The organism is Buttiauxella sp. AC038 (assembly GCF_979253565.1).
This window is the reverse complement of record NZ_CEEDCQ010000001.1, coordinates 3,404,437-3,429,240: the sequence shown is the minus strand read 5'-3', so window position 1 is coordinate 3,429,240 and position 24,804 is coordinate 3,404,437. Positions and strand designations below refer to the sequence as shown.

General features: G+C 49.0%; 18 protein-coding genes. 14 read left to right on the top strand and 4 right to left on the bottom strand.

The window, feature by feature from the left end; genetic code table 11:
• The first annotated feature begins 7 nt into the window (after positions 1-7).
• The 6 genes from AC0IXI_RS16395 to AC0IXI_RS16370 all read left to right on the top strand — a co-directional run bounded on the left by AC0IXI_RS16395 (position 8) and on the right by AC0IXI_RS16370 (position 8,458).
• Complete coding sequence (locus AC0IXI_RS16395; RefSeq protein ID WP_471682791.1) at positions 8-1,351, top strand: replication-associated recombination protein A; 1,344 nt, start codon at positions 8-10, stop codon at positions 1,349-1,351.
• A gap of 93 nt (positions 1,352-1,444) precedes the next feature.
• Complete coding sequence (serS, locus tag AC0IXI_RS16390) at positions 1,445-2,737, top strand: serine--tRNA ligase (protein WP_064517484.1); 1,293 nt, start codon at positions 1,445-1,447, stop codon at positions 2,735-2,737.
• A gap of 353 nt (positions 2,738-3,090) precedes the next feature.
• Complete coding sequence (gene dmsA / locus AC0IXI_RS16385) at positions 3,091-5,535, top strand: dimethylsulfoxide reductase subunit A (RefSeq protein ID WP_471682790.1); 2,445 nt, start codon at positions 3,091-3,093, stop codon at positions 5,533-5,535.
• A 10-nt stretch (positions 5,536-5,545) separates the two neighbouring features.
• Positions 5,546-6,163 carry a DMSO/selenate family reductase complex B subunit gene (locus AC0IXI_RS16380; protein WP_064517490.1) on the top strand — a complete coding sequence of 206 codons (618 nt, stop codon included), beginning with the start codon at positions 5,546-5,548 and terminating at the stop codon, positions 6,161-6,163.
• Between the two features lies 1 nt (position 6,164).
• The gene (locus AC0IXI_RS16375) at positions 6,165-7,025 is read left to right on the top strand and encodes a dimethyl sulfoxide reductase anchor subunit family protein (protein ID WP_471682789.1); all 861 of its coding nucleotides are present in this window, start codon (positions 6,165-6,167) and stop codon (positions 7,023-7,025) included.
• A 284-nt stretch (positions 7,026-7,309) separates the two neighbouring features.
• Positions 7,310-8,458, top strand: coding sequence for an MFS transporter (locus AC0IXI_RS16370; protein WP_471682788.1), 1,149 nt, complete (start codon positions 7,310-7,312; stop codon positions 8,456-8,458).
• 68 nt (positions 8,459-8,526) lie between these two features.
• Here the strand turns inward: AC0IXI_RS16370 and pflA are convergent, their stop codons facing one another.
• The 4 genes from pflA to ycaO all read right to left on the bottom strand — a co-directional run bounded on the left by pflA (position 8,527) and on the right by ycaO (position 14,825).
• Positions 8,527-9,267, bottom strand: coding sequence for a pyruvate formate lyase 1-activating protein (gene pflA / locus AC0IXI_RS16365; RefSeq protein ID WP_471682787.1), 741 nt, complete (start codon positions 9,265-9,267; stop codon positions 8,527-8,529).
• Positions 9,268-9,467: 200 nt separating this feature from the next.
• Complete coding sequence (gene pflB, locus AC0IXI_RS16360) at positions 9,468-11,750, bottom strand: formate C-acetyltransferase (protein ID WP_064517500.1); 2,283 nt, start codon at positions 11,748-11,750, stop codon at positions 9,468-9,470.
• A 53-nt stretch (positions 11,751-11,803) separates the two neighbouring features.
• Positions 11,804-12,661 carry a formate transporter FocA gene (focA, locus tag AC0IXI_RS16355; RefSeq protein WP_064517504.1) on the bottom strand — a complete coding sequence of 286 codons (858 nt, stop codon included), beginning with the start codon at positions 12,659-12,661 and terminating at the stop codon, positions 11,804-11,806.
• Between the two features lie 406 nt (positions 12,662-13,067).
• Positions 13,068-14,825 carry a 30S ribosomal protein S12 methylthiotransferase accessory factor YcaO gene (ycaO, locus tag AC0IXI_RS16350; RefSeq protein WP_064517507.1) on the bottom strand — a complete coding sequence of 586 codons (1,758 nt, stop codon included), beginning with the start codon at positions 14,823-14,825 and terminating at the stop codon, positions 13,068-13,070.
• 138 nt (positions 14,826-14,963) lie between these two features.
• Here ycaO and AC0IXI_RS16345 point away from each other — a divergent pair, with 138 nt between their 5' ends.
• From AC0IXI_RS16345 to AC0IXI_RS16310, 8 genes are all read left to right on the top strand, one after another.
• Positions 14,964-15,656 carry a DUF421 domain-containing protein gene (locus AC0IXI_RS16345; RefSeq protein ID WP_413497897.1) on the top strand — a complete coding sequence of 231 codons (693 nt, stop codon included), beginning with the start codon at positions 14,964-14,966 and terminating at the stop codon, positions 15,654-15,656.
• Positions 15,657-15,816: 160 nt separating this feature from the next.
• Positions 15,817-16,902: a 3-phosphoserine/phosphohydroxythreonine transaminase gene (gene serC, locus AC0IXI_RS16340; protein WP_134183576.1), complete on the top strand. Its 1,086-nt coding sequence runs from the start codon at positions 15,817-15,819 to the stop codon at positions 16,900-16,902.
• Positions 16,903-16,980: 78 nt separating this feature from the next.
• On the top strand, positions 16,981-18,264 hold the full coding sequence (aroA, locus tag AC0IXI_RS16335; protein WP_424222500.1) for a 3-phosphoshikimate 1-carboxyvinyltransferase: 1,284 nt from the start codon (positions 16,981-16,983) through the stop codon (positions 18,262-18,264).
• 185 nt (positions 18,265-18,449) lie between these two features.
• On the top strand, positions 18,450-19,208 hold the full coding sequence (gene loiP / locus AC0IXI_RS16330) for a metalloprotease LoiP (protein ID WP_471682786.1): 759 nt from the start codon (positions 18,450-18,452) through the stop codon (positions 19,206-19,208).
• A gap of 179 nt (positions 19,209-19,387) precedes the next feature.
• On the top strand, positions 19,388-20,074 hold the full coding sequence (gene cmk, locus AC0IXI_RS16325; RefSeq protein ID WP_064517519.1) for a (d)CMP kinase: 687 nt from the start codon (positions 19,388-19,390) through the stop codon (positions 20,072-20,074).
• Positions 20,075-20,269: 195 nt separating this feature from the next.
• A complete protein-coding gene (gene rpsA / locus AC0IXI_RS16320) occupies positions 20,270-21,946 on the top strand; it encodes a 30S ribosomal protein S1 (RefSeq protein WP_471682785.1) in 1,677 nt (558 codons plus the stop codon).
• A gap of 90 nt (positions 21,947-22,036) precedes the next feature.
• Entirely contained in the window at positions 22,037-22,324 is a 288-nt protein-coding gene (gene ihfB / locus AC0IXI_RS16315; protein WP_034456367.1) for an integration host factor subunit beta, read from the top strand.
• 203 nt (positions 22,325-22,527) lie between these two features.
• Positions 22,528-24,798 (top strand): ComEC family protein, encoded by a 2,271-nt coding sequence (locus AC0IXI_RS16310; protein WP_471682784.1) that lies wholly within the window; start codon positions 22,528-22,530, stop codon positions 24,796-24,798.
• The last annotated feature ends 6 nt before the right edge of the window (positions 24,799-24,804 follow it).

Below are 24,804 nucleotides of genomic sequence, written 5' to 3'. Positions count from 1 at the left end.
GGTATGAGTGAGCAACCTGTCGCTCGATTTTTCTGAGAATACCTTCAAACCTCTGGCTGCGCGTATGCGGCCAGAGAACCTCGCGCAATACATCGGCCAACAACATCTGCTCGCTCCAGGCAAACCGCTTCCTAAAGCAATCGAAGCGGGGCATCTCCATTCGATGATTTTATGGGGACCTCCAGGTACGGGCAAAACTACGCTTGCTGAAGTGATTGCTCACTATGCTGACGCCGATGTAGAACGCATTTCGGCTGTCACTTCAGGCGTCAAAGAAATCCGCGAAGCCATAGAGCGTGCGCGCCAGAATCGCAACGCGGGGCGGCGAACGATTCTATTTGTCGACGAAGTCCATCGCTTCAACAAAAGCCAGCAAGATGCTTTTTTGCCGCACATTGAAGACGGCACGATTACGTTTATCGGCGCAACCACAGAAAACCCGTCATTTGAACTGAACTCAGCACTGCTTTCGCGTGCACGCGTTTATTTGCTTAAATCGCTGACCACTGAAGACATTGAAAAAGTCTTGAGCCAGGCGATGAGCGATTCTGCGCGTGGGTATGGCGGGCAAAACATTGTCCTGCCTGATGACACGCGTCTTGCTATTGCAGAACTGGTCAACGGTGATGCCCGGCGTGCATTGAACACGCTGGAAATGATGGCTGATATGGCTGAAACCGATGCGAGCGGCAACCGCGTTCTACAAATTGCGCTTTTGACCCAAATTGCTGGTGAACGCAGTGCGCGATTTGATAATAAAGGCGACCGTTTTTACGATCTTATCTCCGCCTTACACAAGTCGGTGCGTGGTTCTTCACCTGATGCAGCTCTGTACTGGTATGCGCGTATTATCACCGCGGGTGGCGACCCTTTATATGTCGCTCGCCGTTTGCTGGCGATTGCCTCGGAAGATGTCGGTAATGCTGACCCTCGTGGCATGCAGGTCGCTATTTCTGCCTGGGATTGCTTTACCCGCGTAGGCCCTGCCGAAGGTGAGCGTGCTATCGCTCAGGCAATTGTTTATCTGGCCTGTGCGCCGAAAAGTAATGCGGTTTATACAGCATTCAAGGCGGCCATGGCGGATGCCCGTGAACGCCCGGATTATGACGTTCCTGTCCATCTTCGCAATGCACCAACCAAGCTGATGAAAGAGATGGGGTACGGTCAGGAGTATCGTTATGCTCACGACGAACCCAATGCCTATGCTTCCGGCGAGGTCTACTTCCCGCAGGAAATGGCACAAACGCGCTATTATCGGCCGACAAACAGAGGTCTTGAAGGCAAGATTGGCGAAAAGCTCGCCTGGCTTGCTGAACAGGATCAAAATAGCCCGACAAAACGCTACCGCTAAAGCAGACGTTGCGGTAAGGTTAGGAAAACTATCACTGTGGTTGCAATCTGTGGCCGCATCCCCTTCATTTAATTCGATAAGCACAGGATAAGCATGCTCGATCCCAATCTACTGCGTACAGAGCCAGACGCAGTCGCTGAAAAACTGGCACGCCGAGGCTTCAAGCTGGATGTAGAAACGCTGCGCTCTTTAGAAGAGCGTCGTAAAGTATTGCAGGTGAAAACTGAAAATCTGCAAGCTGAACGTAACTCGCGATCGAAATCCATTGGCCAGGCGAAAGCGCGTGGAGAAGATATCGAGCCGTTGCGTTTGCAAGTCAACCAGTTGGGTGAAGAGCTGGATGCAGCGAAAACTGAACTTGATATCCTGCTTGCAGAGATCCGCGACATCGCGCTGACGTTGCCTAACATCCCGGACGATTGCGTGCCGATGGGTAAAGATGACAGCGAAAACGTTGAAATCTGCCGCTGGGGTGAGCCGCGTAAATTTGATTTTGAAGTGCGTGACCACGTGACACTGGGCGAAATGGCTAAAGGTCTGGATTTCGCATCTGCTGTTAAACTGACCGGTGCTCGTTTTGTTGTGATGCAAGGGCAAATTGCTCGTCTGCACCGCGCCCTGAGCCAGTTTATGCTTGACCTGCATACTGAGCAGCATGGTTATATTGAGAACTATGTTCCGTATCTCGTAAACCACGACACGCTTTATGGTACAGGCCAATTGCCTAAATTTGCTGGTGACTTGTTCCATACTCGTCCGCTGGAAGAAGAAGCTGATGCAAGCAACTACGCGTTGATCCCAACCGCAGAAGTGCCGTTGACCAACCTGGTGCGTGATGAAATTCTCGATGAAGATGCTCTGCCGCTGAAAATGACCGCACATACCCCATGCTTCCGTTCTGAAGCGGGTACTTACGGTCGTGACACGCGTGGTCTTATCCGTCAGCACCAGTTCGATAAAGTTGAGATGGTGCAGATTGTGCGTCCGGAAGACTCTATGGAAGCACTGGAAGAGTTGACCAGCCACGCGGAGAAAGTGCTGGAGTTATTGAATCTGCCATACCGCAAAGTGTTGTTGTGTTCTGGTGATATGGGCTTTGGCGCGGTCAAAACTTACGATCTAGAAGTGTGGCTGCCTGGGCAGGATACTTACCGTGAAATCTCCTCTTGCTCCAACTGCGGAGATTTCCAGGCGCGTCGTTTGCAGGCTCGCTGCCGCAGCAAATCAGATAAGAAAACCCGTTTGGTGCATACCCTGAACGGTTCTGGTCTGGCTGTAGGTCGTACACTGGTTGCGGTACTTGAAAACTACCAGCAAGCAGATGGCCGCATCGAAGTTCCGGAAGTGCTGCGTCCTTACATGAAAGGGCTTGAGTACATCGGCTAATGTATTAGTGCTATTTAATTCCTTAAAAGCGCCTGCGGGCGCTTTTTTTATGCCGTAAATATTCTCATCCCCATAGATAATCTGCCTTTATTGACACCAGACAATAACAAATACCCCTATATGAGTATTATCTCTCCCAGAAAGAGAGTGGTGATTATTAATACAATTCATTCGGCGTCCTTATCAATTGATGGTTTCAGATTACATGATGTAACTGGACTACCAATTGTGGCCCTGACATAAACCAAAACACTCCTTTCTCTTTTGGGCTGAGCAATGGATACGCATGCCGCAATTTAGTCAGCAACCGTTGCCAGCTTGTTTAAATGTGAGCACTAAACAAGTGGGTCATTATGAAAGAGAAAACTTCTAATGCGGTCCTTACCGCACAAGTGAGTCGCCGTAAGCTGGTGAAAACTACAGCTATCGGTGGTCTTGCTGCTGCGAGTGGAGCATTAACACTTCCCTTTAGCCGCCTGGCTTTTGCACAGACCGCCGCTGATACACAAACAGATGCTGAAAAAGTTATCTGGAGCGCCTGTACAGTAAACTGCGGTAGCCGTTGCCCACTTCGTATGCATGTGGCGGATGGCGAAATCAAATATGTTGAGACAGACAACACCGGTGATGACAACTACGAAGGGTTGCATCAGGTCCGCGCGTGCCTGCGTGGTCGCTCAATGCGTCGTCGCGTCTATAATGCCGACCGCCTGAAATATCCGATGAAGCGTGTTGGTGCGCGTGGAGAAGGGAAGTTTGAGCAAATCAGTTGGGATGAAGCCTACGATACCATCGCCAATAGCATGAAAGGCATTATCAAAGAGTACGGCAACGAAGCTATTTACCTGAATTACGGCACCGGTACGCTGGGTGGAACCATGACCCGCTCCTGGCCACCAGGGTCAACATTAATCGCCCGTTTGATGAACTGCTGCGGCGGTTATCTCAATCATTATGGCGACTATTCAACTGCACAAATTGCCGCTGGCCTGAACTATACCTACGGCGGTTGGGCGGATGGCAATAGCCCATCTGATATTGAAAACAGCAAATTAGTCGTGCTGTTTGGCAATAACCCTGGTGAAACGCGTATGAGTGGCGGCGGGGTGACTTACTATCTTGAGCAGGCTCGCGAAAAATCTAATGCTCGCATGATTATCATCGATCCTCGTTACACCGATACCGGTGCCGGGCGTGAAGATGAGTGGATTCCAATTCGTCCGGGTACTGATACCGCCCTTATCTCAGCTTTAGCATGGGTAATGATCACTGAAAATCTGGTTGATCAGCCATTCCTCGATAAATACTGTGTCGGTTACGACGAAAAAACTCTTCCAAAAACGGCTCCTGCTAACGGACATTACAAAGCCTATATTCTTGGCGAAGGAGCCGATGGCCAGGCCAAAACGCCACAATGGGCGGCCCAAATTACCGGTATTCCTGCCGACCGCATTATTAAACTTGCTCGTGAAATCGCCACCGCGAAACCAGCATTTATCAGCCAGGGTTGGGGGCCGCAGCGCCACTCAAACGGTGAACTGGTTTCACGTGCCATCGCCATGTTGTCGATCCTGACGGGTAATGTGGGAATCAATGGCGGTAATAGCGGCGCACGCGAAGGCTCTTATAGCCTGCCATTTGTGCGTATGCCGACGCTGGAAAATCCGGTGCAAACCAGTATTTCGATGTTCTTGTGGACGGATGCCATCGAACGCGGCCCAGAGATGACCGCAACTCGCGACGGTGTGCGCGGCAAAGATAAGCTCGATGTGCCAATCAAAATGGTCTGGAACTATGCCAGTAACTGCCTGATTAACCAGCACTCAGAAATTAACCGTACTCACGATATCCTACAAGACGACAAGAAATGCGAAATGATTGTGGTGATCGATAACCACATGACTTCCTCTGCTAAATACGCAGATATATTGCTGCCTGATTGCACCGCATCTGAGCAGATGGACTTCTGCCTCGATGCGTCATGCGGCAACATGGCTTATGTGATTTTTGCCGATCAGGTGATTAAACCGCGTTTTGAGTGCAAAACCATTTATGAGATGACTACTGAACTGGCAAAACGCATGGGGGTTGAGCAACAGTTCACAGAAGGGCGCACGCAAGAAGGCTGGATGCGTCATCTCTATCAGCAGTCTCAGGAAGCGATTCCTGGCCTACCAAGTTTTGATGAATTCCGAAAAGTTGGCATCTTCAAGCAACGTGACCCTGAAGGCCACCACGTGGCGTATAAAGCCTTCCGTGAAGACCCAGCGGCGAATCCACTGACGACACCATCAGGGAAAATTGAAATCTATTCTGAACAGTTAGCCGAAATTGCAGCCACCTGGCAACTTAATGAAGGAGACGTCATCGATCCGCTACCAGTTTACAGTGCGGGCTTTGAAAACTTTGGCGATCCGCTGGCCGAGAAATGGCCATTGCAGATGACGGGCTTCCATTACAAAGCGCGTACCCACTCAACCTACGGCAATGTGGATGTGTTGAAAGCAGCCTGTCGTCAGGAAATGTGGATCAACCCAATTGATGCACAGCAACGTGGGATTAAGAACGGCGACATAGTGCGTATCTTCAATGGGCGTGGGGAAGTTCAAATCAATGCGAAAGTGACACCACGCATAATCCCTGGCGTTGTCGCGATGGGGGAAGGGGCCTGGTATAGCCCGGATGCCAATAAAGTTGACCACTCGGGTAGCATTAACGTGTTAACCACGCAGCGGCCGTCGCCACTGGCAAAAGGCAACCCATCCCACAGTAACCTCGTCCAGGTCGAGAAGGCGTAAGGAATAGCTGATGACTACCCAATACGGATTTTATATAGACTCGAGCCGCTGTACTGGTTGTAAGACCTGCGAGCTGGCTTGTAAAGATTACAAAAATTTAGGCCCGGACGTCAGCTTCCGTCGCATTTATGAATATGCTGGCGGTGACTGGCAACAAGACAACGGGGTTTGGCAGCAAAACGTCTTCGCCTACTATCTGTCGATTGCTTGTAACCATTGTGAAGATCCGGCTTGTACCAAGGTCTGCCCAAGCGGTGCGATGCATAAGCGTGAAGACGGTTTTGTGGTCGTTAATGAAGATGTTTGTATTGGCTGCCGCTATTGCCATATGGCCTGCCCATACGGCGCACCACAGTACAACGCTGAAAAAGGTCACATGACTAAGTGTGATGGCTGTCATGAGCGTATTGCTGAGGGCAAGAAGCCTGTCTGTGTCGAATCCTGCCCATTACGTGCGCTAGATATGGCACCGATTGCTGAACTACGCGCGAAGTATGGTGAACAGGCAGCTATTGCTCCGCTGCCATCAGCACATTTCACTAAGCCAAATATTGTCATTAAACCTAACGCCAACAGCCGCCCATGTGGGGATAAAACCGGTTATCTGGCAAACCCGAAGGAGGTGTGAGATGGGTAACGGATGGCATGAATGGCCACTAATGGTCTTTACGGTTTTAGGGCAGTGCGTCGCGGGTGGTTTTATTGTTATGGCATTAGCATTGCTGACCGGTGTTTCCGACCGTGTACAGCAAAAGCGTGTGCATTGGGCAATGATCGTGCTGTGGGTGTTGATGGGCATTGGTTTTATGGCCTCAGTACTGCATCTCGGCTCACCACTACGCGCCTTCAACTCGCTTAATCGCATCGGGGAATCAGCACTCAGTAATGAAATTGCCAGCGGCTCAGTCTTCTTCGCGGTGGGTGGTTTCTGGTGGCTGGTTACCGTGCTGGGCAAAATGCCGCAGGCACTGGGTAAAATCTGGATGATGCTGACGATGATTCTGGGCGTGTTCTTTGTCTGGATGATGTGTAAGGTCTACCTGATTGATACCGTACCAACTTGGTATAGTGTTTATACTCCGCTCAGTTTTTTCCTGACGATGTTTATAGGTGGGCCGCTGCTCGGTTACTTACTGCTACGCGTTGCAGGCGTAACGGGTTGGGGAATGCGTCTTCTTCCTGCAATTTCATTGCTGGCTGTTGTAATAAGTACCGTGGTTGTGATGTTACAGGGTATGGATTTAGCGACAATCCACAGCTCAATCATGCAGGCATCTGCACTGGTTCCTGAATACGGTGCATTGATGTCATGGCGCTTGTTGGTGCTGGCGCTTGCATTAGCTTGTTGGATTATCCCGCAACTTAAAGGTGGCCAGGCAAACCCTGCAGTTCTGACATTCGCCTTCGCGTTGGTTATTGTTGGTGAGCTAATCGGCCGCGGTGTGTTCTACGGTCTGCATATGACGGTTGGTATGGCTATCGCAAGTTAATGCCATCGGGATTAAATGCGCTTTCGGGCGCATTTAATCTTTTCGGATAAAAAATATCATGCAATTTACCATGAAATTTTTCATCCAACCCGCTTCGATTCCCAATACCTGATCCCATCAAAAACAGAGAGATAGCATTTCGTCTATATGCTTTGCTCACAAGTAAGATAAGTTTTTCAAATCGACAGTTTTCAAATCGTGCCAGGCCCCGTCAGCACTCGATTGACAATCATTTTTCCAGTGGCATGATGCGCACAAATTATTCTCTTCCTCGCGGTTTCTACATGTCCACCTATACCCGGCCAGTGATGCTTTTGCTCTGTGGTCTGATGCTTTTGACCCTGGCGATAGCGGTTTTAAATACGCTGGTTCCACTTTGGTTAGCTCACGAAAATCTTCCAACCTGGCAAGTCGGGATGGTGGGTTCATCGTACTTTACTGGAAACTTGGTGGGTACTTTGCTGACCGGATGGCTAATTAAACGTCAGGGTTTCAACCGTAGTTACTATCTTGCCTCGCTGATTTTTGCTGCGGGTTGTGCAGGATTGGGGCTGATGACCGGTTTCTGGAGTTGGATGATGTGGCGTTTCATCGCGGGTATCGGCTGTGCGATGATTTGGGTGGTGGTTGAAAGCGCCTTGATGTGCAGCGGCACTTCTCACAATCGTGGGCGCTTGCTGGCAGCCTACATGATGGTTTATTACGTTGGCACGGTGTTAGGCCAATTGATGATCAGCAAAATGCCGACCGATTTAGCCAGCGTCCTACCATGGGTGACGGCGCTTATTTTAACCGCGATTCTTCCGCTGTTGTTTACTCGCATTGTGAATGATCGGAGTGAAAACCAGGAAGCGACGCCTGTCTGGCCAATGCTGCGCCTGCGAAATGCACGTCTTGGCGTGAACGGCTGCATTATTTCCGGGATCGTACTCGGCTCCCTTTATGGATTGATGCCGCTGTATTTAAACCATCAGGGCGTCAGCGATGCCGGTATTGGTTTCTGGATGGCGGTGATGGTCAGTGCAGGTATTGTCGGACAGTGGCCGGTAGGGCGCCTGGCAGATCGTTTTGGCCGTTTACTGGTACTGCGTGTTCAGGTATTTATTGTGATTCTGGGTTGCTTGGCAATGCTAAGCAATGCGGCGATGGGGCCTACGTTGTTTGTGCTAGGTGCGGCAGGGTTTACTCTTTATCCAGTAGCAATGGCTTGGGCCTGTGAGAAAGTTGAGCACCATCAGCTGGTAGCAATGAACCAGGCTCTCCTGCTCAGCTATACCGTAGGTAGCTTGCTTGGCCCAACGTTTACCTCAATGTTGATGCAAAATTTCTCGGACAATTTGCTGTTCGTTATGATAGCAGGCGTCGCGTTTGTCTACTTACTCATGCTGCTACGCAAAGCAGGGCCTCATTCAACACCAGTTGCCCACGCCTGAAATTGAAGATACAAAAAAGCCCCTCGAAGGGGCTTTTTGCATTGAGCGACGAATCGGATATCTAAAACTTAGTACATCACCTTGTGACTATACTGTTCCAGAATGCCTTTTACGCGTTCCATTGTCTCTTTCTTCGGCGGGTGTACGCCATCAAGTTTGTACTCTTCACCCATCGCCACCCATTTGTGTTTACCCAGCTCGTGGTAAGGCAGTAATTCGATCTTCTCTACATTACCCATATCACGTGTGAACTCACCCAGTCGATGTGCTGAGTCGTCATCGTCAGACCAGCCAGGTACCACAACATAGCGAATCCAGACATTAACGTTCTTATCAGAAAGGTAGCGTGCAAATTCCAGCGTACGATGGTTAGAGACGCCAACCAGATTCTGGTGAATTTCGTCGTTCATCTGTTTTAAATCGAGCATGACCAGATCGGTCACTTCCAGCAATTCATCAATTACCGGATCGTAGCGGCGCACAAAACCGTTGGTATCAAGACAGGTATGAATCCCTTCTTTACGGCAGGCCCGGAACCAGTCACGTACGAATTCTGCTTGCAGAATAGCTTCGCCGCCTGAGGCCGTTACACCGCCACCAGATGCATTCATAAAGTGGCGATAGGTCACCACTTCTTTCATCAGTTCTTCAACACTGACCTCTTTGCCACCGTGCGTATCCCATGTATCACGATTGTGGCAATACAGGCAGCGCATCAGGCAGCCCTGGAAAAAGGTAATAAAACGAATACCGGGACCATCCACGGTACCGCAGGATTCAAAGGAATGAATTCGGCCAATTACTGACATTGCGGTGTTCTCTCCAGTATTGGTCCATGCCTTAAAAGCAGGAACCAGGTTGAGCGCGGTCTGTGTGTAGATTGCCGCGTCGAATCAATTTTGCAGGATAACCTAAACGTAGCAGTTATCTTGCGAAATAGGTTCTGATATAAGAAAAGGCCCCACCGAGGTGGAGCCTTTATTCTACGCCTTTTCAGACAAACCGTGAATTACATGGTTTGAGTGAAGGTACGGGTAATAACGTCCTGCTGTTGTTCTTTAGTCAGGGAGTTAAAACGTACAGCGTAACCAGAAACACGAATGGTCAGCTGAGGATATTTCTCAGGGTGTTCCATCGCATCCAGCAGCATTTCACGGTTCATTACGTTCACGTTCAGGTGTTGACCACCTTCGATGGACGCTTCGTGATGGAAGTAACCATCCATCAGACCCGCGAGGTTAGTTTTACGAACTTCGTCGTCTTTACCCAGTGCGTTAGGAACGATAGAGAAGGTGTAAGAGATACCATCTTTAGCGTAAGCAAACGGCAGTTTAGCAACGGAAGTCAGAGAGGCAACAGCACCTTTCTGGTCACGACCGTGCATTGGGTTAGCACCTGGACCGAATGGAGCGCCAGCGCGACGACCGTCTGGGGTGTTACCGGTTTTCTTACCATAAACCACGTTAGAGGTGATGGTCAGAACAGACTGAGTCGGGATAGCGTTACGGTAAGTAGTCAGTTTCTGAATTTTCTTCATGAAACGTTCTACCAGGTCAACAGCGATATCATCTACGCGAGAATCGTTGTTACCGAACATTGGGTATTCGCCTTCGATTTCGAAGTCTACAGCCAGGCCGTCTTCGTCACGAACAGGTTTAACTTTCGCGTATTTGATTGCAGACAGGGAGTCAGCTGCAACAGACAGACCCGCGATACCACAAGCCATGGTGCGAACAACGTCACGGTCATGCAGAGCCATCAGAGACGCTTCGTAGCTGTATTTATCATGCATGTAGTGAATGATGTTCAGCGCAGTGACGTACTGTTTAGCCAACCAGTCCATGAAGTGATCAAGACGGTCAAGAACGTTATCGTAGTCCAGAACGTCAGCCATGATTGGCGCTTCTTTAGGACCGATCTGAATTTTCAGTTTTTCATCAACGCCGCCGTTGATTGCATACAGCATGGTTTTCGCGAGGTTAGCGCGAGCACCGAAGAACTGCATTTGCTTACCAACAATCATTGGGCTTACGCAACATGCGATTGCGTAGTCATCGTTGTTGAAGTCAGGGCGCATCAGATCATCGTTCTCGTATTGCAGAGAAGAGGTATCGATGGAAACTTTAGCTGCGAACTTCTTGAAGTTCAGTGGCAGTTTTTCAGACCACAGAATAGTGATGTTCGGCTCCGGAGACGGCCCCATGGTGTACAGGGTGTTCAGGAAACGGAAGCTAGATTTGGTAACCAGAGTACGGCCATCTACACCCATACCGGCGATAGATTCAGTCGCCCAGATTGGGTCGCCAGAGAACAGTTCATCATACTCAGGGGTACGCAGGAAGCGAACCATACGCAGTTTCATGACCAGGTGGTCAATCATTTCCTGTGCTTCAAGCTCAGTAATTTTGCCTGCTTTCAGGTCACGTTCGATGAATGCATCCAGGAAGGTGGAAACACGACCGAAGGACATTGCAGCGCCGTTCTGAGATTTAACCGCAGCCAGGTAGCCGAAGTAAGTCCACTGAATAGCTTCTTGAGCATTTTTAGCAGGACCAGAGATATCGCAGCCATATTTAGCAGCCATTTCTTTGATCTGACCCAGAGCACGGTGCTGCTCAGAGATTTCTTCACGCAGACGGATTGTTGCTTCCAGATCTTCGCCGTTTTCCAGTTTGCTCTGCAGAGAGTTGAACTGAGCGAATTTGTCTTTCATCAGGAAGTCGATACCGTACAGTGCTACGCGACGGTAGTCACCAATGATACGACCACGACCGTAAGCATCCGGCAGACCGGTGATTACGCCTGATTTACGGCAGTTCAGGATGTCTTTGGTATAAACGTCAAACACACCCTGGTTGTGAGTTTTGCGGTATTCGGTGAAGATCTTCTTAAGCATTGGGTCAAGTTCACGACCGTATACTTTGCAAGAACCTTCAACCATTTTGATGCCACCAAACGGAATAATTGCACGTTTCAGTGGAGCATCAGTTTGCAGGCCGACGATAGTTTCGAGGGACTTGTTGATGTAACCAGCATCATGGGAGGTGATGGTGGATGCGAGGTCAGTGTCGAAATCAACAGGCGCGTGAGTGCGGTTTTCCTGTTTAACGCCTTCCATAACGTTGTCCCACAGAGCGGTAGTTGCATCTGTAGCACCTGCCAGGAAGGACTCGTCACCCTCGTAAGGGGTGTAGTTTTTCTGAATAAAGTCACGCACGTTGACTTCATTCTGCCAGTCGCCTTTAGCAAAACCTTCCCAAGCGGTGGCTAACTTTTCATTAAGTTCGGACATTTAACACCTACCTTCTAATGTGGATTTCTTATTCCCTACACGACAGTTAGCACTTAGTGCTTATCGCCACCGCGCAGATAAATTACCCAGTACGTCAACCCAACCAGTAAACCACCACCGATGATGTTCCCGATAGTTACGGGGATTAAGTTATCGGTGATGAAGTTCAACACGGTCAAGTGTGTGAAATTGTCCGGAGACGACCCAACTGCGGTCCAGAATTCCGGGCTTGCAAAGTTGCGTACTACGATACCCATAGGGATCATGAACATGTTTGCGATACTGTGCTCAAAACCACTAGCAACAAACATGGCGACCGGGAGGATCATAGCAAACATCTTGTCCATCAAACTGCGACCGGAGTAGCTCATCCAGACAGCCAGACAGACCATCAGGTTAGCTAAAATACCGAGGCACACAGCTTCAATAAAGGTGTGATGCATTTTGTGGTCCGCGGTTTGAAGCACATTCAGACCCCACGCACCATTTGCTGTCATATACATGCCTGACAACCAAATCAACACCACAAACATCAAAGCGCCGCACAGGTTACCGATATAAACGTTAACCCAGTTCTTGGCTAACTGACCCCAAGTGATACGTCCACTGGCTTTAGCAACAACGATTAACACTGTAGAAGTGAAAAGGTCTGCACCGCAGATGACACACAGGATAAGTCCTAACGAGAAGCAAGTACCGCCAATCAGTTTTGCAATACCAAACGGAATTGTTGCAGTACCGGTAGTAGCAGTGATGTAAAAGACAAAGGCAATCGAGATGAACATACCCGCGGTTATCGCTAAATAAAACGTGGTTAGCGGGTGTTTTGTTGCTTTATAGACGCCAGCATCTTCGGCAACTTTCGCCATAGCAGCTGGGAGCAATAGATCAAAAGGGTTGTCAGCTTTCACACTAACTCTCTCTTATTTAATTCGGCGACGAGATACTAACAAAGCATTATAGAGTAAAATTTGATATGGATCATATCTCGCCAAGCTTATAGGCCTGAAAAAAGCAGGTGTTTAGCTGTTTTTCAGTTCAGGTTATTGATTTTTATGATAAAAATAAAGTTTAAAGTTTGTAGTGTAATTTGATATTTAACCTCGAAGCTCCTGTGTTTGATTAATTAGAATGGAGTATTTCAGTAATTTGGCAACATTATTTGTAGTTTCACTTAATAATATTTCACCAATATTTAACTATTGAGTCACAAGTGAAATTATTACGCTGCCAATAAATACACGGGGCGATAAAAATCGCCCCGTAATATAGCGTAAACATTATGGTTTACGCACCTTTGAGTTTCTTTTTGTTACTTTATTTCCAAAATGCCGCTTTTGCGCGTTGCAATTTTTCATACGCGCTTAACAGCGCCTGATGCGCAGGGAAGGCTTTTAAATCGCTATCTACAGCTTGCAGGCCATAGAATGCAGCTTCGCCACTCAGGGCAGCACTCGCCGCTTCAACAGTTTCTGCACCGTACATGCGTACGAAGGCATTCAGGTATTGCAGCGGCTGGCGGTCTTCTTCCATTGCTAAAAGCAGTAACGTTTGCAGGCAACGGTAATAGTTTGCACGTTCGGCGCTGAAAATAGATGCATTGAATTCCATCGTCCATTCAGTCCAGATAAGCGCCTGCTCGGTATCGCCGCCAGCCAGAGCCAGCATGGCTTTCAACTCGCCAATACGCAGCGTGTACCAACCGTTATCTTTACCTGTCGCCAGACCCAGTAATTCACGCACACGGGTGAAATCATCGTGGCCTTCTTCATCTAACTGAGAAATCAGGCCCAGATAATCTTGTTTCTCCCACTCGCTACCCGGCAGAGCCAGAATCGTATCGCGCAGGTGATAGCCCATATTGTTGTTGGCGAGCAGCAGGTCTTCAGCCGGGTAAATATCGGACATGCCTGGCACGATGATGCGGCAAGCATAAACATCCAGATGCTGATAATCAGCGATGTAGACTTCCTGGTCTTCTGCATCAAAAATTGCCATCAACGTGGCGAACTCTTCTTCTGTTGTGCCGGAGAAGCTCCAGTCAACAAATGGATAGTCAGCATCTTGCTTGAACATATCCCAGGAGATCAGACCGCTGGAATCAATGAAGTGAGTTTCCAGGTTTGCATGCTCAGCCACTTCTTCGTCGTCAAAGGTTGGTGGAGTAAACACATCCAGGTCTTTCAGACCGCGGCCCTGAAGCAGTTCTGTCACGGTACGTTCCAGCGCAACACCAAAATCAGGGTGAGCACCAAACGATGCAAAGCAAGTGCCGTTAGCTGGGTTGAACAACACCACACAGATAACGGGGTATTTGCCGCCTAATGAACCGTCATACGCGAAGATTGGGAAACCTTCGGCTTCAAGGGTAGCAATTGACTCAACCACGCCCGGATAACGAGCCAGCACTTCTTGTGGAATTTCTGGCAGGCTGATGCTTTCGGCAATAATACGGTTCTTGATGTGGCGCTCGAACACTTCGGAAAGTGCCTGAACGCGCGCTTCATTGGCAGTGTTACCTGCGGACATTCCATTTGATACGTACAGGTTGCCGATAATGTTCATCGGAATGTAAACGGTTTCTTGATCTGACTGGCGGGTGAATGGCAGCGCGCAAATCCCACGCTCTTCATTACCTGATTGCAGGTCGATAAGCATACCTGCAGTCACTTCGTTTTCTGGATCGTAAAACGCGCGCAGGCGATCGTCGAGAATACCTTCCGGCAGTTGCTCATCTTCTGGGATTGGGAACCACTTCTCGTTTGGATAATGCACAAATGGGCCATTAGCGATGGTTTTGCCCAACCAGAAATCAGCAAAGAAATAGTTAGTCGACAGACGTTCGAAATATTCACCTAGTGCTGAAGCTAAAGCAGCTTTTTTAGTTGCGCCTTTACCATTGGTAAAGCACAGCGCGCTGTCTTTATCACGGATATGCACTGACCAGACGTTCGGTACAGGGTTTAACCAGGAGGCTTCTTCTATATTAAAGCCAAGATCGGCGAGCTTGGTCTGGAAGCGAGCGATGGAGTCTTCCAGAGCGGCATCTTTGCCAGGAATAAAGGTTTGAGTCATGAGGTTTCACTTTTGTCGTACGCAAAGCGCGCAATGATACGGGTTTTAGCAGACTGACGCCATCGTCAGCAGCATGCAGGCGGCTCTAGCATAACAGGCTATGCTTATTGTCAGTAACCTACTGTTATGGCGGTATAAATGAAGACCTTTGATCTCCAGCGGATGGCATTAAATGACGTTCCCCTCGATTTTCTTTGGGAAGTCGCTTTACGCAGTCTCTACACCTTTATATTGGTATTTCTATTTTTGAAGATAACGGGGCGGCGCGGTGTTCGGCAGATGTCGCTATTTGAAGTATTGATCATTCTGACACTCGGCTCTGCGGCAGGCGATGTGGCGTTTTATCATGATGTCCCCATGTTGCCCGTCTTGATTGTGTTCGTCACGCTGGGGCTGCTTTATCGCCTGGTGATGTGGTTGATGAGCCACAGCGAAAAACTTGAAAACCTGCTTGAAGGCAAACCTTCGGTTCTGATTGAAGAAGGCGAGTTTGCCTGGGAAAAAATGAAGTCGCAAAACATGACTGAATTTGAGTTCTTTATGGAACTACGATTGGTGGGTGTTGAACATCTTGGGCAGGTACGGCTCGCCATACTGGAAACTAACGGTCAAATCAGCGTCTACTTTTTCCCCGATAAACTCGTCAGGCCGGGGTTACCTATTTTACCCGAACCCTGCTGCGAACGGTTTGTTAAACTCCCTGAAGATGCAGATTACGCCTGTATTCACTGCAGCGAAGTGGTGACACTTAATGCCGGGGATGAAACGCCTTGCCCACGTTGTGAACACAAGTTCTGGGTCAAAGCCTGTACCGCCACGCGAGTGACGTGACGGGCGGTTATCGGGCATTTAATTCAGCGACTAGTTGATTATGTTGTGTGATTTTGCGCACATTACCCAGCCATGCCTGATTAACCGTTGCAGCCTCTGCATCTGAGTGATAAAACCGATAGCGTGATAAAACTTATTGCTTTAAGCGTGGTGAGGGGAAATGGCTCAGGTATACAATTTTAGTTCCGGCCCGGCAATGCTGCCGGCTGAAGTGCTTCGTCGTGCGCAACTTGAACTCTGCGACTGGCAAGGCTTAGGCACCTCCGTAATGGAGATTAGCCATCGTGGTAAAGAGTTTATTGAGGTCGCTGAAGAAGCTGAAAAAGATTTTCGTGATCTCCTGCAAATCCCCTCAAACTACAAAGTTTTGTTCTGTCACGGCGGCGGTCGCGGCCAATTTGCTGGTGTACCGTTAAACCTGCTGGGCGACAAAACTACCGCTGATTATGTTGATGGCGGTTACTGGGCGAGCAGTGCTGTAAAAGAAGCGCATAAATACTGCACTCCGAATGTTATTGATGCCAAAGTTACCATCGACGGCCTGCGTGCCATCAAACCGATGAGCGAGTGGCAGGTTTCTGAAAACAGTGCCTACCTGCACTATTGCCCGAATGAAACTATTGACGGTATCGCGACTCATGAAACGCCGGATTTCGGCGATAAAGTCGTGGTAGCTGACTACTCATCCTCTATTTTGTCGCATCCAATGGATGTCAGCCGCTTTGGTGTGATTTACGCAGGCGCGCAGAAAAACATTGGTCCTGCGGGTTTGACGTTAGTTATTGTGCGTGAAGATTTGCTCGGCAAGGCGCATAAAGCGTGTCCGTCAATTCTTGACTACACCGTGCTAAACGAAAACGACTCCATGTTTAACACCCCACCTACATTTGCCTGGTATCTTTCCGGCCTGGTATTTAAGTGGCTGAAAGAGCAGGGTGGCGTCGAAGTAATGGACAAAATCAACAAAGCAAAAGCTGAGTTGTTATATGGTGTTATCGATAAAAGCGACTTCTACCGTAACGATGTTGCTTCAGCTAACCGTTCGCGCATGAACATTCCGTTCCAGTTAGCTGATAGCGCACTTGATAAAGTCTTCCTGGAAGAGTCGTTTGCCGCTGGTCTGCATGCACTGAAGGGCCACCGTGTTGTGGGTGGAATGCGCGCATCCATCTACAATGCGATGCCGCTCGAAGGCGTACAAGCGTTAACCAATTTTATGGTCGACTTCGAACGTCGCCACGGTTAATCGTTGCTCGTTGTTATTCTCCCCGCGACTTGCTTCGCGGGGTTTTATTCTGTTTGAGTTGAGAGTATTTTCCCCATGCTGGAATCCCTGACGTTACAACCCATCGCCCTTGTCGACGGCACAATTAATCTTCCTGGTTCAAAAAGTGTCTCTAACCGAGCTCTGTTGCTGGCAGCGCTGGCTAATGGCACCACCGAACTGACTAATTTGCTGGATAGCGACGATGTGCGTCATATGCTTAACGCGCTGAAAGCACTGGGTGTGAGCTATACGCTCTCTGCTGACCGCACGCGTTGCGAAGTGACTGGCATGGGTGGTCCACTGCAAGCGTCAGGCGAGCTGGAACTGTTCTTAGGAAACGCAGGTACGGCGATGCGTCCACTGGCGGCAGCACTGTGTCTGGGCAGCAATAACATCGTGCTGACGGGTGAACCGCGCATGAAAGAACGTCCAATTGGCCATCTGGTTGATGCATTACGTCAGGGTGGTGCTCAGATTGATTATCTGGAGCAGGAAAATTACCCGCCGCTGCGTTTGCGTGGCGGTTTTAGCGGCGGCCAGGTTTCGGTTGATGGTAGTGTATCCAGCCAGTTCCTGACGGCGCTGTTAATGACTGCTCCACTGGCGGCAAGCGACACCGAAATCACCATTAAAGGTGAGCTGGTATCGAAACCGTATATCGATATCACCCTACACCTGATGAAAACTTTTGGTGTTGAAGTCGAAAACCGTGATTACCGCAGCTTTGTTATTCGTGGCGGCCAGCAGTACATTTCACCGGGCGCGTATCTGGTGGAAGGCGATGCCTCTTCTGCTTCTTACTTCCTCGCGGCTGGTGCAATTAAAGGCGGTACGGTAAAAGTCACGGGTATTGGCCGTAACAGCGTACAAGGCGATATCCGCTTTGCTGATGTGCTGGAAAAAATGGGTGCAAAAATTACCTGGGGCGATGATTTCATCTCCTGTGAGCGCGGGGAACTTAACGCCATTGATATGGATATGAACCATATTCCAGATGCTGCGATGACAATCGCAACGGCGGCCTTGTTTGCCAAAGGCACTACCACGCTGCGTAATATTTATAACTGGCGTGTGAAAGAGACTGACCGCCTGAGCGCGATGGCAACAGAGTTGCGTAAAGTCGGAGCGGTGGTGGAAGAGGGCGAAGATTACATTACTGTGACGCCACCTGCTCAGCTGCAAGTTGCTGAAATCGGCACTTATAACGATCACCGTATGGCGATGTGTTTCTCGCTGGTGGCGTTGTCAGACACACCAGTAACTATCCTTGACCCGAAATGTACCGCGAAAACTTTCCCGGACTATTTTGAGCAGTTAGCGCGTATTAGCACCCTCAAGTAATGCACCACCATTTGCTCCGGTAACGTTGAGTGCCGGAGTAAATTCTCAATATCCCGCATAAGATCAACTCAGTTTTCGTACCTCCGCTTTTATTGCACCTGCTTGTACCACTGTTAATCTCACGTCCGATTTGATCAACAAATCGATGATTTGTTTCATGTATAGCTCATCAACGGAAGATAACTATGAAGACTTTCAAAAAGGTAGTATTGGCAGTGTTAATGGCGGGATCTTTGGTAGCGTGTAAGAACATGAATGGCGATAAACTGGTATCGTCCGGAATGTCGGCCTTCAAAGCCGCAACACTCAGCGATGCGGATGTTAAGTCAGTGGCAAACCAGTCCTGTAAACAAGCAGATAGTGAAAACCAACTCGCGGGTAAATCCAGCAAATATGCCAAACGCTTGAACAAAATTGCCAAGGCCCTTGGGGATCAGGTCGACGGTACACCAGTAAATTATAAAGTGTATTTGACCAGCGATATAAATGCCTGGGCGATGGCCAACGGCTGTGTACGTGTCTACAGCGGCTTAATGGACATGATGACCGATAACGAAGTTGAAGGTGTTCTTGGTCATGAAATGGGGCACGTAGCCTTGGGTCATTCAAAGGAAAAACTGCAAACAGCCTATGCCACTATGGCGGCCAAGGATGCAGTTTCTGCAACCAGCGGAGTGGCATCACAGTTATCTCAGTCACAACTTGGTGATTTAGCCGAAGCGGCGGTTAATGCGACGTTCTCGCGCAGTGAAGAGTCAGAGGCTGATGATTTCTCATATGATCTCCTAAAAAAACGCAAAATCAATACTCAAGGACTGGCAAGCAGTTTTGATAAGCTTGCAACGGTTGATGGTGGTACATCGAAGTCTATGTTTGATTCACATCCACCATCAGCTGAACGTGCGCAACATGTCCGTGACCGCATAGCAGCAGATAAAAAATAAACTACCTCTCTGAATTTGGGGCTGGTTTTTTCCAGCCCCACCTCAAGTTGCGCAATTCTTCTACACTCAGCCTCATTAACTACGATAATTGGCAGGAAAGATAACGGTCAGTAATCTGGCGGCGTATAATATGCGGCGTTGATATTTTAGATCCGCAATTCCAGCGAGAGGAGAGTACGATGACGGCACCCGCCCCGGTAATAACGATTGATGGCCCAAGCGGCGCAGGTAAAGGTACGCTCTGTAAGGCCATGGCGGAAGCATTGCAATGGCATCTACTTGATTCTGGTGCAATTTATCGAGTTCTTGCATTAGCGGCTTTGCATCACCAGGTTGACGTTACATCTGAAGATGCCCTGGTTCCACTGGCGGCTCATCTTGATGTGCGCTTTGTTGCCAACAATGGCGAGCTGGAAGTCATTCTTGAAGGAGAAGACGTCAGCGCGGAAATCCGTACGCAGGACGTGGCAAATGCAGCTTCTCAGGTTGCCGCTTTCCCCCGTGTCCGTGAGGCGTTATTACGCCGCCAGCGTGCTTTCAGGGAAGCGCCTGGTTTAATAGCGGATGGACGTGATATGGGAACAGTCGTTTTCCCTGATGCACCGGTAAAAATCTTCCTTGATGCCTCATCTGAAGAGCGTGCCCAAAGGCGTATGCTGCAGTTGCAGGAGAAGGGCTTTAGTGTTAACTTTGAGCGCCTTTTGGCAGAAATTAAAGAACGTGATGATCGTGACCGTAACCGTGCAGTAGCACCGTTAGTGCCAGCCGCAGATGCGTTGGTGCTGGATTCAACCAGCATGTCAATTGACGAAGTCATCAAACAAGCGCTGACATACGCGCAGAAAATTTTAACACCAGCTCAATAGTCAATATTGTGCTGGTGTCTGTTTTGTCATATTTGTCATGATATTGCCATAGTGGTATCCTGACATATCGGGTAGATTTTTACCCCTGTAACCTAAACCCTGTCGGCATGGAGCCAATGGCGGGGTATGTGAAACAACCCCATTCGGCGGGATGCTAAATGGACGTTAAACTAAAGAACCTTGAAGATTAACAACATGACTGAATCTTTCGCTCAACTCTTTGAAGAATCCCTTAAAACAATCGAAACCCGTCCGGGTTCCATCGTTCGCGGTGTTGTAGTTTCTATCGATAAAGACGTAGTACTGGTTGACGCCGGTCTGAAATCTGAATCTGCAATTCCGATTGAGCAGTTCAAAAATGCTGCTGGCGAACTGGAAATCCAGGTTGGTGACGAAGTTGATGTTGCTCTGGACGCTGTTGAAGATGGCTTTGGCGAAACTCTGCTGTCCCGTGAAAAAGCTAAGCGTCACGAAGCTTGGATCACGCTGGAAAAAGCTTACGAAGAAGCTGAAACTGTGGTCGGTATCATCAACGGCAAAGTTAAGGGTGGCTTCACTGTAGAGCTGAACGGTATTCGTGCGTTCCTGCCAGGTTCACTGGTAGATGTTCGTCCGGTACGTGACACTCTGCACCTGGAAGGCAAAGAGCTTGAGTTCAAAGTCATCAAGCTGGACCAGAAGCGTAACAACGTTGTTGTTTCTCGTCGTGCAGTTATCGAATCCGAAAACAGCGCAGAACGTGATCAACTGCTGGAAAACCTGCAAGAAGGCATGGAAGTTAAAGGTATCGTTAAGAACCTTACTGACTACGGTGCATTCGTTGATCTGGGCGGCGTTGACGGCCTGCTGCACATCACTGATATGGCATGGAAACGCGTTAAGCATCCAAGCGAAATCGTGAATGTTGGCGATGAAATTACCGTTAAAGTACTGAAGTTCGACCGTGAGCGTACTCGTGTGTCTCTGGGTCTGAAACAACTGGGCGAAGATCCATGGGTCGCAATCGCTAAGCGTTATCCAGAAGGTACCAAACTGACTGGTCGCGTGACTAACCTGACTGATTACGGCTGCTTCGTAGAAATCGAAGAAGGCGTTGAAGGCCTGGTTCACGTTTCCGAAATGGATTGGACCAACAAAAACATCCACCCATCCAAAGTTGTTAACGTTGGTGATGTAGTGGAAGTTATGGTTCTGGATATCGACGAAGAACGTCGTCGTATCTCCCTGGGTCTGAAGCAGTGCAAATCTAACCCATGGCAGCTGTTCGCTGAAACCCACAACAAGGGCGACCGCGTTGAAGGTAAAATCAAGTCTATCACTGACTTCGGTATCTTCATCGGCCTGGACGGTGGCATCGACGGCCTGGTTCACCTGTCTGATATCTCCTGGAACGTTGCAGGCGAAGAAGCAGTTCGTGAATACAAGAAAGGCGACGAAATCGCGGCTGTGGTTCTGCAAGTTGACGCAGAACGTGAGCGTATCTCCCTGGGTGTTAAACAACTCGCAGAAGATCCGTTCAACAACTACGTTGCACTGAACAAGAAAGGTACTATCGTTACTGGTAAAGTAACAGCAGTTGACGCGAAAGGTGCTACAGTTGAATTAGCAGATGGCGTAGAAGGCTACCTGCGTGCTTCTGAAGCTTCCCGTGACCGCGTTGAAGATGCAACTCTGGTTCTGAGCGTAGGCGGCGACGTTGAAGCTAAATTCACCGGCGTTGACCGTAAAAACCGTGTTGTGAGCCTGTCTGTTCGTGCTAAAGACGAAGCTGACGAGAAAGATGCAATCGCTACTGTTAACAACAAACAGGAAGATGCACCGAACTTCTCTAACGCTATGGCTGAAGCATTCAAAGCAGCTAAAGGCGAGTAATCGTCCGAGCACTAAATCAGGGCGGCTACGGCCGCCCTTGTTCGATTGATAGGTGTAAGTTAATTTTCCTGAAAGGAAACCGGAGGAATCATGACCAAGTCAGAATTGATAGAAAGACTTGCAACTCAGCAATCTCACATCCCGGCGAAAGCTGTAGAAGATGCAGTTAAAGAGATGCTGGAGCATATGGCCTCTACTCTCGCCCAAGGTGAGCGTATTGAAATCCGGGGTTTCGGCAGTTTTTCCTTACACTATCGCGCACCTCGCACCGGACGTAACCCTAAAACTGGCGATAAAGTGGATCTGGAAGGCAAATACGTTCCGCACTTTAAACCAGGTAAAGAATTACGTGACCGCGCCAACATTTACGGCAATTAAATCTTCGGATTTGATTCTTAAGAACGGCACCTTCGGGTGCCGTTTTTTTATATCTGAATGGGCTGTTTTCGAGGCCACTCGCAAAACTCTGCAATATTTTTTCATCCAGCATTAAAGCTCTGGAACCCTTCTCGTACAGTTAAGAACCCCCTACAGACGCCAATACCAGGATGCCTCAAACTCCTTCTAACAAGGAGGTGCATGTGAGGAATCTAACAGGGTTCTGCTTTTGCTCAATTATCGGCATCGCGCCATTAATGTGGTTAGCCGCTATCCCACAATTTCCAGTTATAGCCGCGCTGCTCGCTGCCTCTTTATGCATTGCCTTTATTCCGTACCGCTTAGCGCGTTATGTCGCGTTTATTCTGCTGTGCTTTTGCTGGGCGCTAATCAATGCAAAAGAAAGCCTGGCACCCTTCGAAAAGTGGACAGGCAAACCCGTAACTGTGGAGGCGGTTATGGACCGCAGCGATGGCAAAGAGAATCATGAGTTGAGAATAGTATCGCTGGAAGGGCTAAGAGTTTTCCCATCTGTTGGTATTCGAGTTCGGGGAGAATACTTCCCAAATAGCACATGCGCAGGACAGCGCTGGCGCATGAAAGTGCATCTGCGCCCTGTGCACGGGCAACTCAATGTTGGGGGTTTTGATAGTCAACGCTATGCGCTTGCTCAGCGCCAACCGCTCAGTGCGCGTATTATCTCGACCCAAAGCGTGACAGGAAGCTGTAATTTGCGTGCCCGTTGGCTTGCTAATGTCACCGCCATAACCCAGTCGTTGCCTTATCAGGGCATCATTCTGGCGCTGGCATTTGGAGAGCGGTCTGGAATGAGCGACGAGCAAAAGAACCTGTTGCGCCAGACGGGAACCGCACATCTGATGGCTATTTCAGGGATGCATATTTCACTGGCAGCGATGATGGGGTGGTTAGTTGCACGTTTAGTGCAACTGAGTTTCCCGGCGCACCGTATTCATTTCAGGTTACCGTTAATCGCCAGTGTTTTCGCCGCAGGGATTTATACCTGGCTTGCCGGAGGAAACCCACCCGCGATAAGGGCATTCATTGGCGTAATAATATGGCTATTGCTCCGGCTAAAAGGCAGAAACTGGTCTGGTTGGGAGGTCTGGCTCTGCTGCATAAGCGGGATTTTGATATCCGACCCTCTGACGGTTATGTCAGATAGCTTTTGGTTATCGGCACTGGCCGTAGCCGCACTGATTTTTTGGTATCAGTGGATACCACTACCTGGAAGCCTGAAGACTGCAAAATGGTTTTATCGATATCCATTAGCCTTATTGCATCTGCAAATTGGCATCATGTTTTTACTGATGCCGCTGCAGATATTAATTTTCCATGGGATGAGTCTTAGCGCATTGATCGCGAACCTATTCGCAGTGCCACTGATTTCATTTGTCGTGGTCCCAGCGTTGCTGGCAGGCCTGGTCATTACCGATATTCCGTGGGCAGGAGAATATCTCTGGTGGGGCGTCGATCGCTTGCTGGCTCTACTTTTCAAGGCTCTTTCTCTGCTGCCTGAAGGTTGGCTGGACGTTGATAAACGGTTTCAGGTTCTGAGTTTGAGTGGTTGGCTAGCTGTTGTTATTCATCGTTTAGCCTTGTGGCGCAGTTCGTGCCTGTCAATAATGGCTCTGATGGTGTCATTGGTTATGCCCACTTTGCGAACAGAAGAAAAAGATGGTTTGTGGCAAGTCACTATGCTGGACGTAGGGCATGGGCTGGCAATTGCTATTGTCCGGCAGGGAAAAGTATTTCTATACGATACCGGCAACGCCTGGCCTGAAGGTGACGTAGGCCAGCAAATTATTATTCCCTGGTTGCGCTGGCACCATTTATCGCTCGAACAAGTGGTCATCAGTCATGAACATCTTGACCACCGTGGTGGTTTGCCCAGTTTGCAACGTGCATGGCCAGCACTAAAAATTCGCAGCCCGCTGCGCTGGGAAGGGCATCACTCATGTTTTCAAGGGGATCAATGGCAATGGCAGGGTTTACAATTTACCGTCCAGTGGCCTCCTGCACAGCCAGCCATGAAAGGTAATAATGGTTCATGCGTGGTGATGGTCAGTGACGGTAACGTTCGCATTTTATTAACCGGAGATGTGGAAGCTGAAGCGGAATTAGCTATGCTGAAGAGGCGATGGGGTACCTTACATGCTGATATTATTCAGGTCCCTCATCATGGTAGCCGTACATCTTCGAGTGCACCTTTGTTACGTGCCGTCGCTGGAAGTGCTGCGTTATCTTCTTCATCGCGCTATAACGCCTGGCATTTGCCCTCTGCAAAAGTAGTTCAACGTTACCAGTCGCAGGGGTACAAATGGTATGACACCGCGCAATCGGGCCAACTCACTATCGACATAAATAGTGATAAATGGCAAATCAATAGCTTCAGAGCACAAATTTCACCCCGTTGGTATCATCAGTGGTTTGGTGTATCTCGGGATAATGGGTAGAATATG

Coding starts and splice junctions, on each gene's coding strand:
- serS (WP_064517484.1), top strand. CDS start 1,445: ATGCTCGATCCCAATCTACTGCGTACAGAGCCAGACGCAGTCGCTGAA.
- dmsA (WP_471682790.1), top strand. CDS start 3,091: ATGAAAGAGAAAACTTCTAATGCGGTCCTTACCGCACAAGTGAGTCGC.
- AC0IXI_RS16380 (WP_064517490.1), top strand. CDS start 5,546: ATGACTACCCAATACGGATTTTATATAGACTCGAGCCGCTGTACTGGT.
- AC0IXI_RS16375 (WP_471682789.1), top strand. CDS start 6,165: ATGGGTAACGGATGGCATGAATGGCCACTAATGGTCTTTACGGTTTTA.
- AC0IXI_RS16370 (WP_471682788.1), top strand. CDS start 7,310: ATGTCCACCTATACCCGGCCAGTGATGCTTTTGCTCTGTGGTCTGATG.
- pflA (WP_471682787.1), bottom strand. CDS start 9,267: ATGTCAGTAATTGGCCGAATTCATTCCTTTGAATCCTGCGGTACCGTG.
- pflB (WP_064517500.1), bottom strand. CDS start 11,750: ATGTCCGAACTTAATGAAAAGTTAGCCACCGCTTGGGAAGGTTTTGCT.
- ycaO (WP_064517507.1), bottom strand. CDS start 14,825: ATGACTCAAACCTTTATTCCTGGCAAAGATGCCGCTCTGGAAGACTCC.
- AC0IXI_RS16345 (WP_413497897.1), top strand. CDS start 14,964: ATGAAGACCTTTGATCTCCAGCGGATGGCATTAAATGACGTTCCCCTC.
- serC (WP_134183576.1), top strand. CDS start 15,817: ATGGCTCAGGTATACAATTTTAGTTCCGGCCCGGCAATGCTGCCGGCT.
- loiP (WP_471682786.1), top strand. CDS start 18,450: ATGAAGACTTTCAAAAAGGTAGTATTGGCAGTGTTAATGGCGGGATCT.
- cmk (WP_064517519.1), top strand. CDS start 19,388: ATGACGGCACCCGCCCCGGTAATAACGATTGATGGCCCAAGCGGCGCA.
- rpsA (WP_471682785.1), top strand. CDS start 20,270: ATGACTGAATCTTTCGCTCAACTCTTTGAAGAATCCCTTAAAACAATC.
- ihfB (WP_034456367.1), top strand. CDS start 22,037: ATGACCAAGTCAGAATTGATAGAAAGACTTGCAACTCAGCAATCTCAC.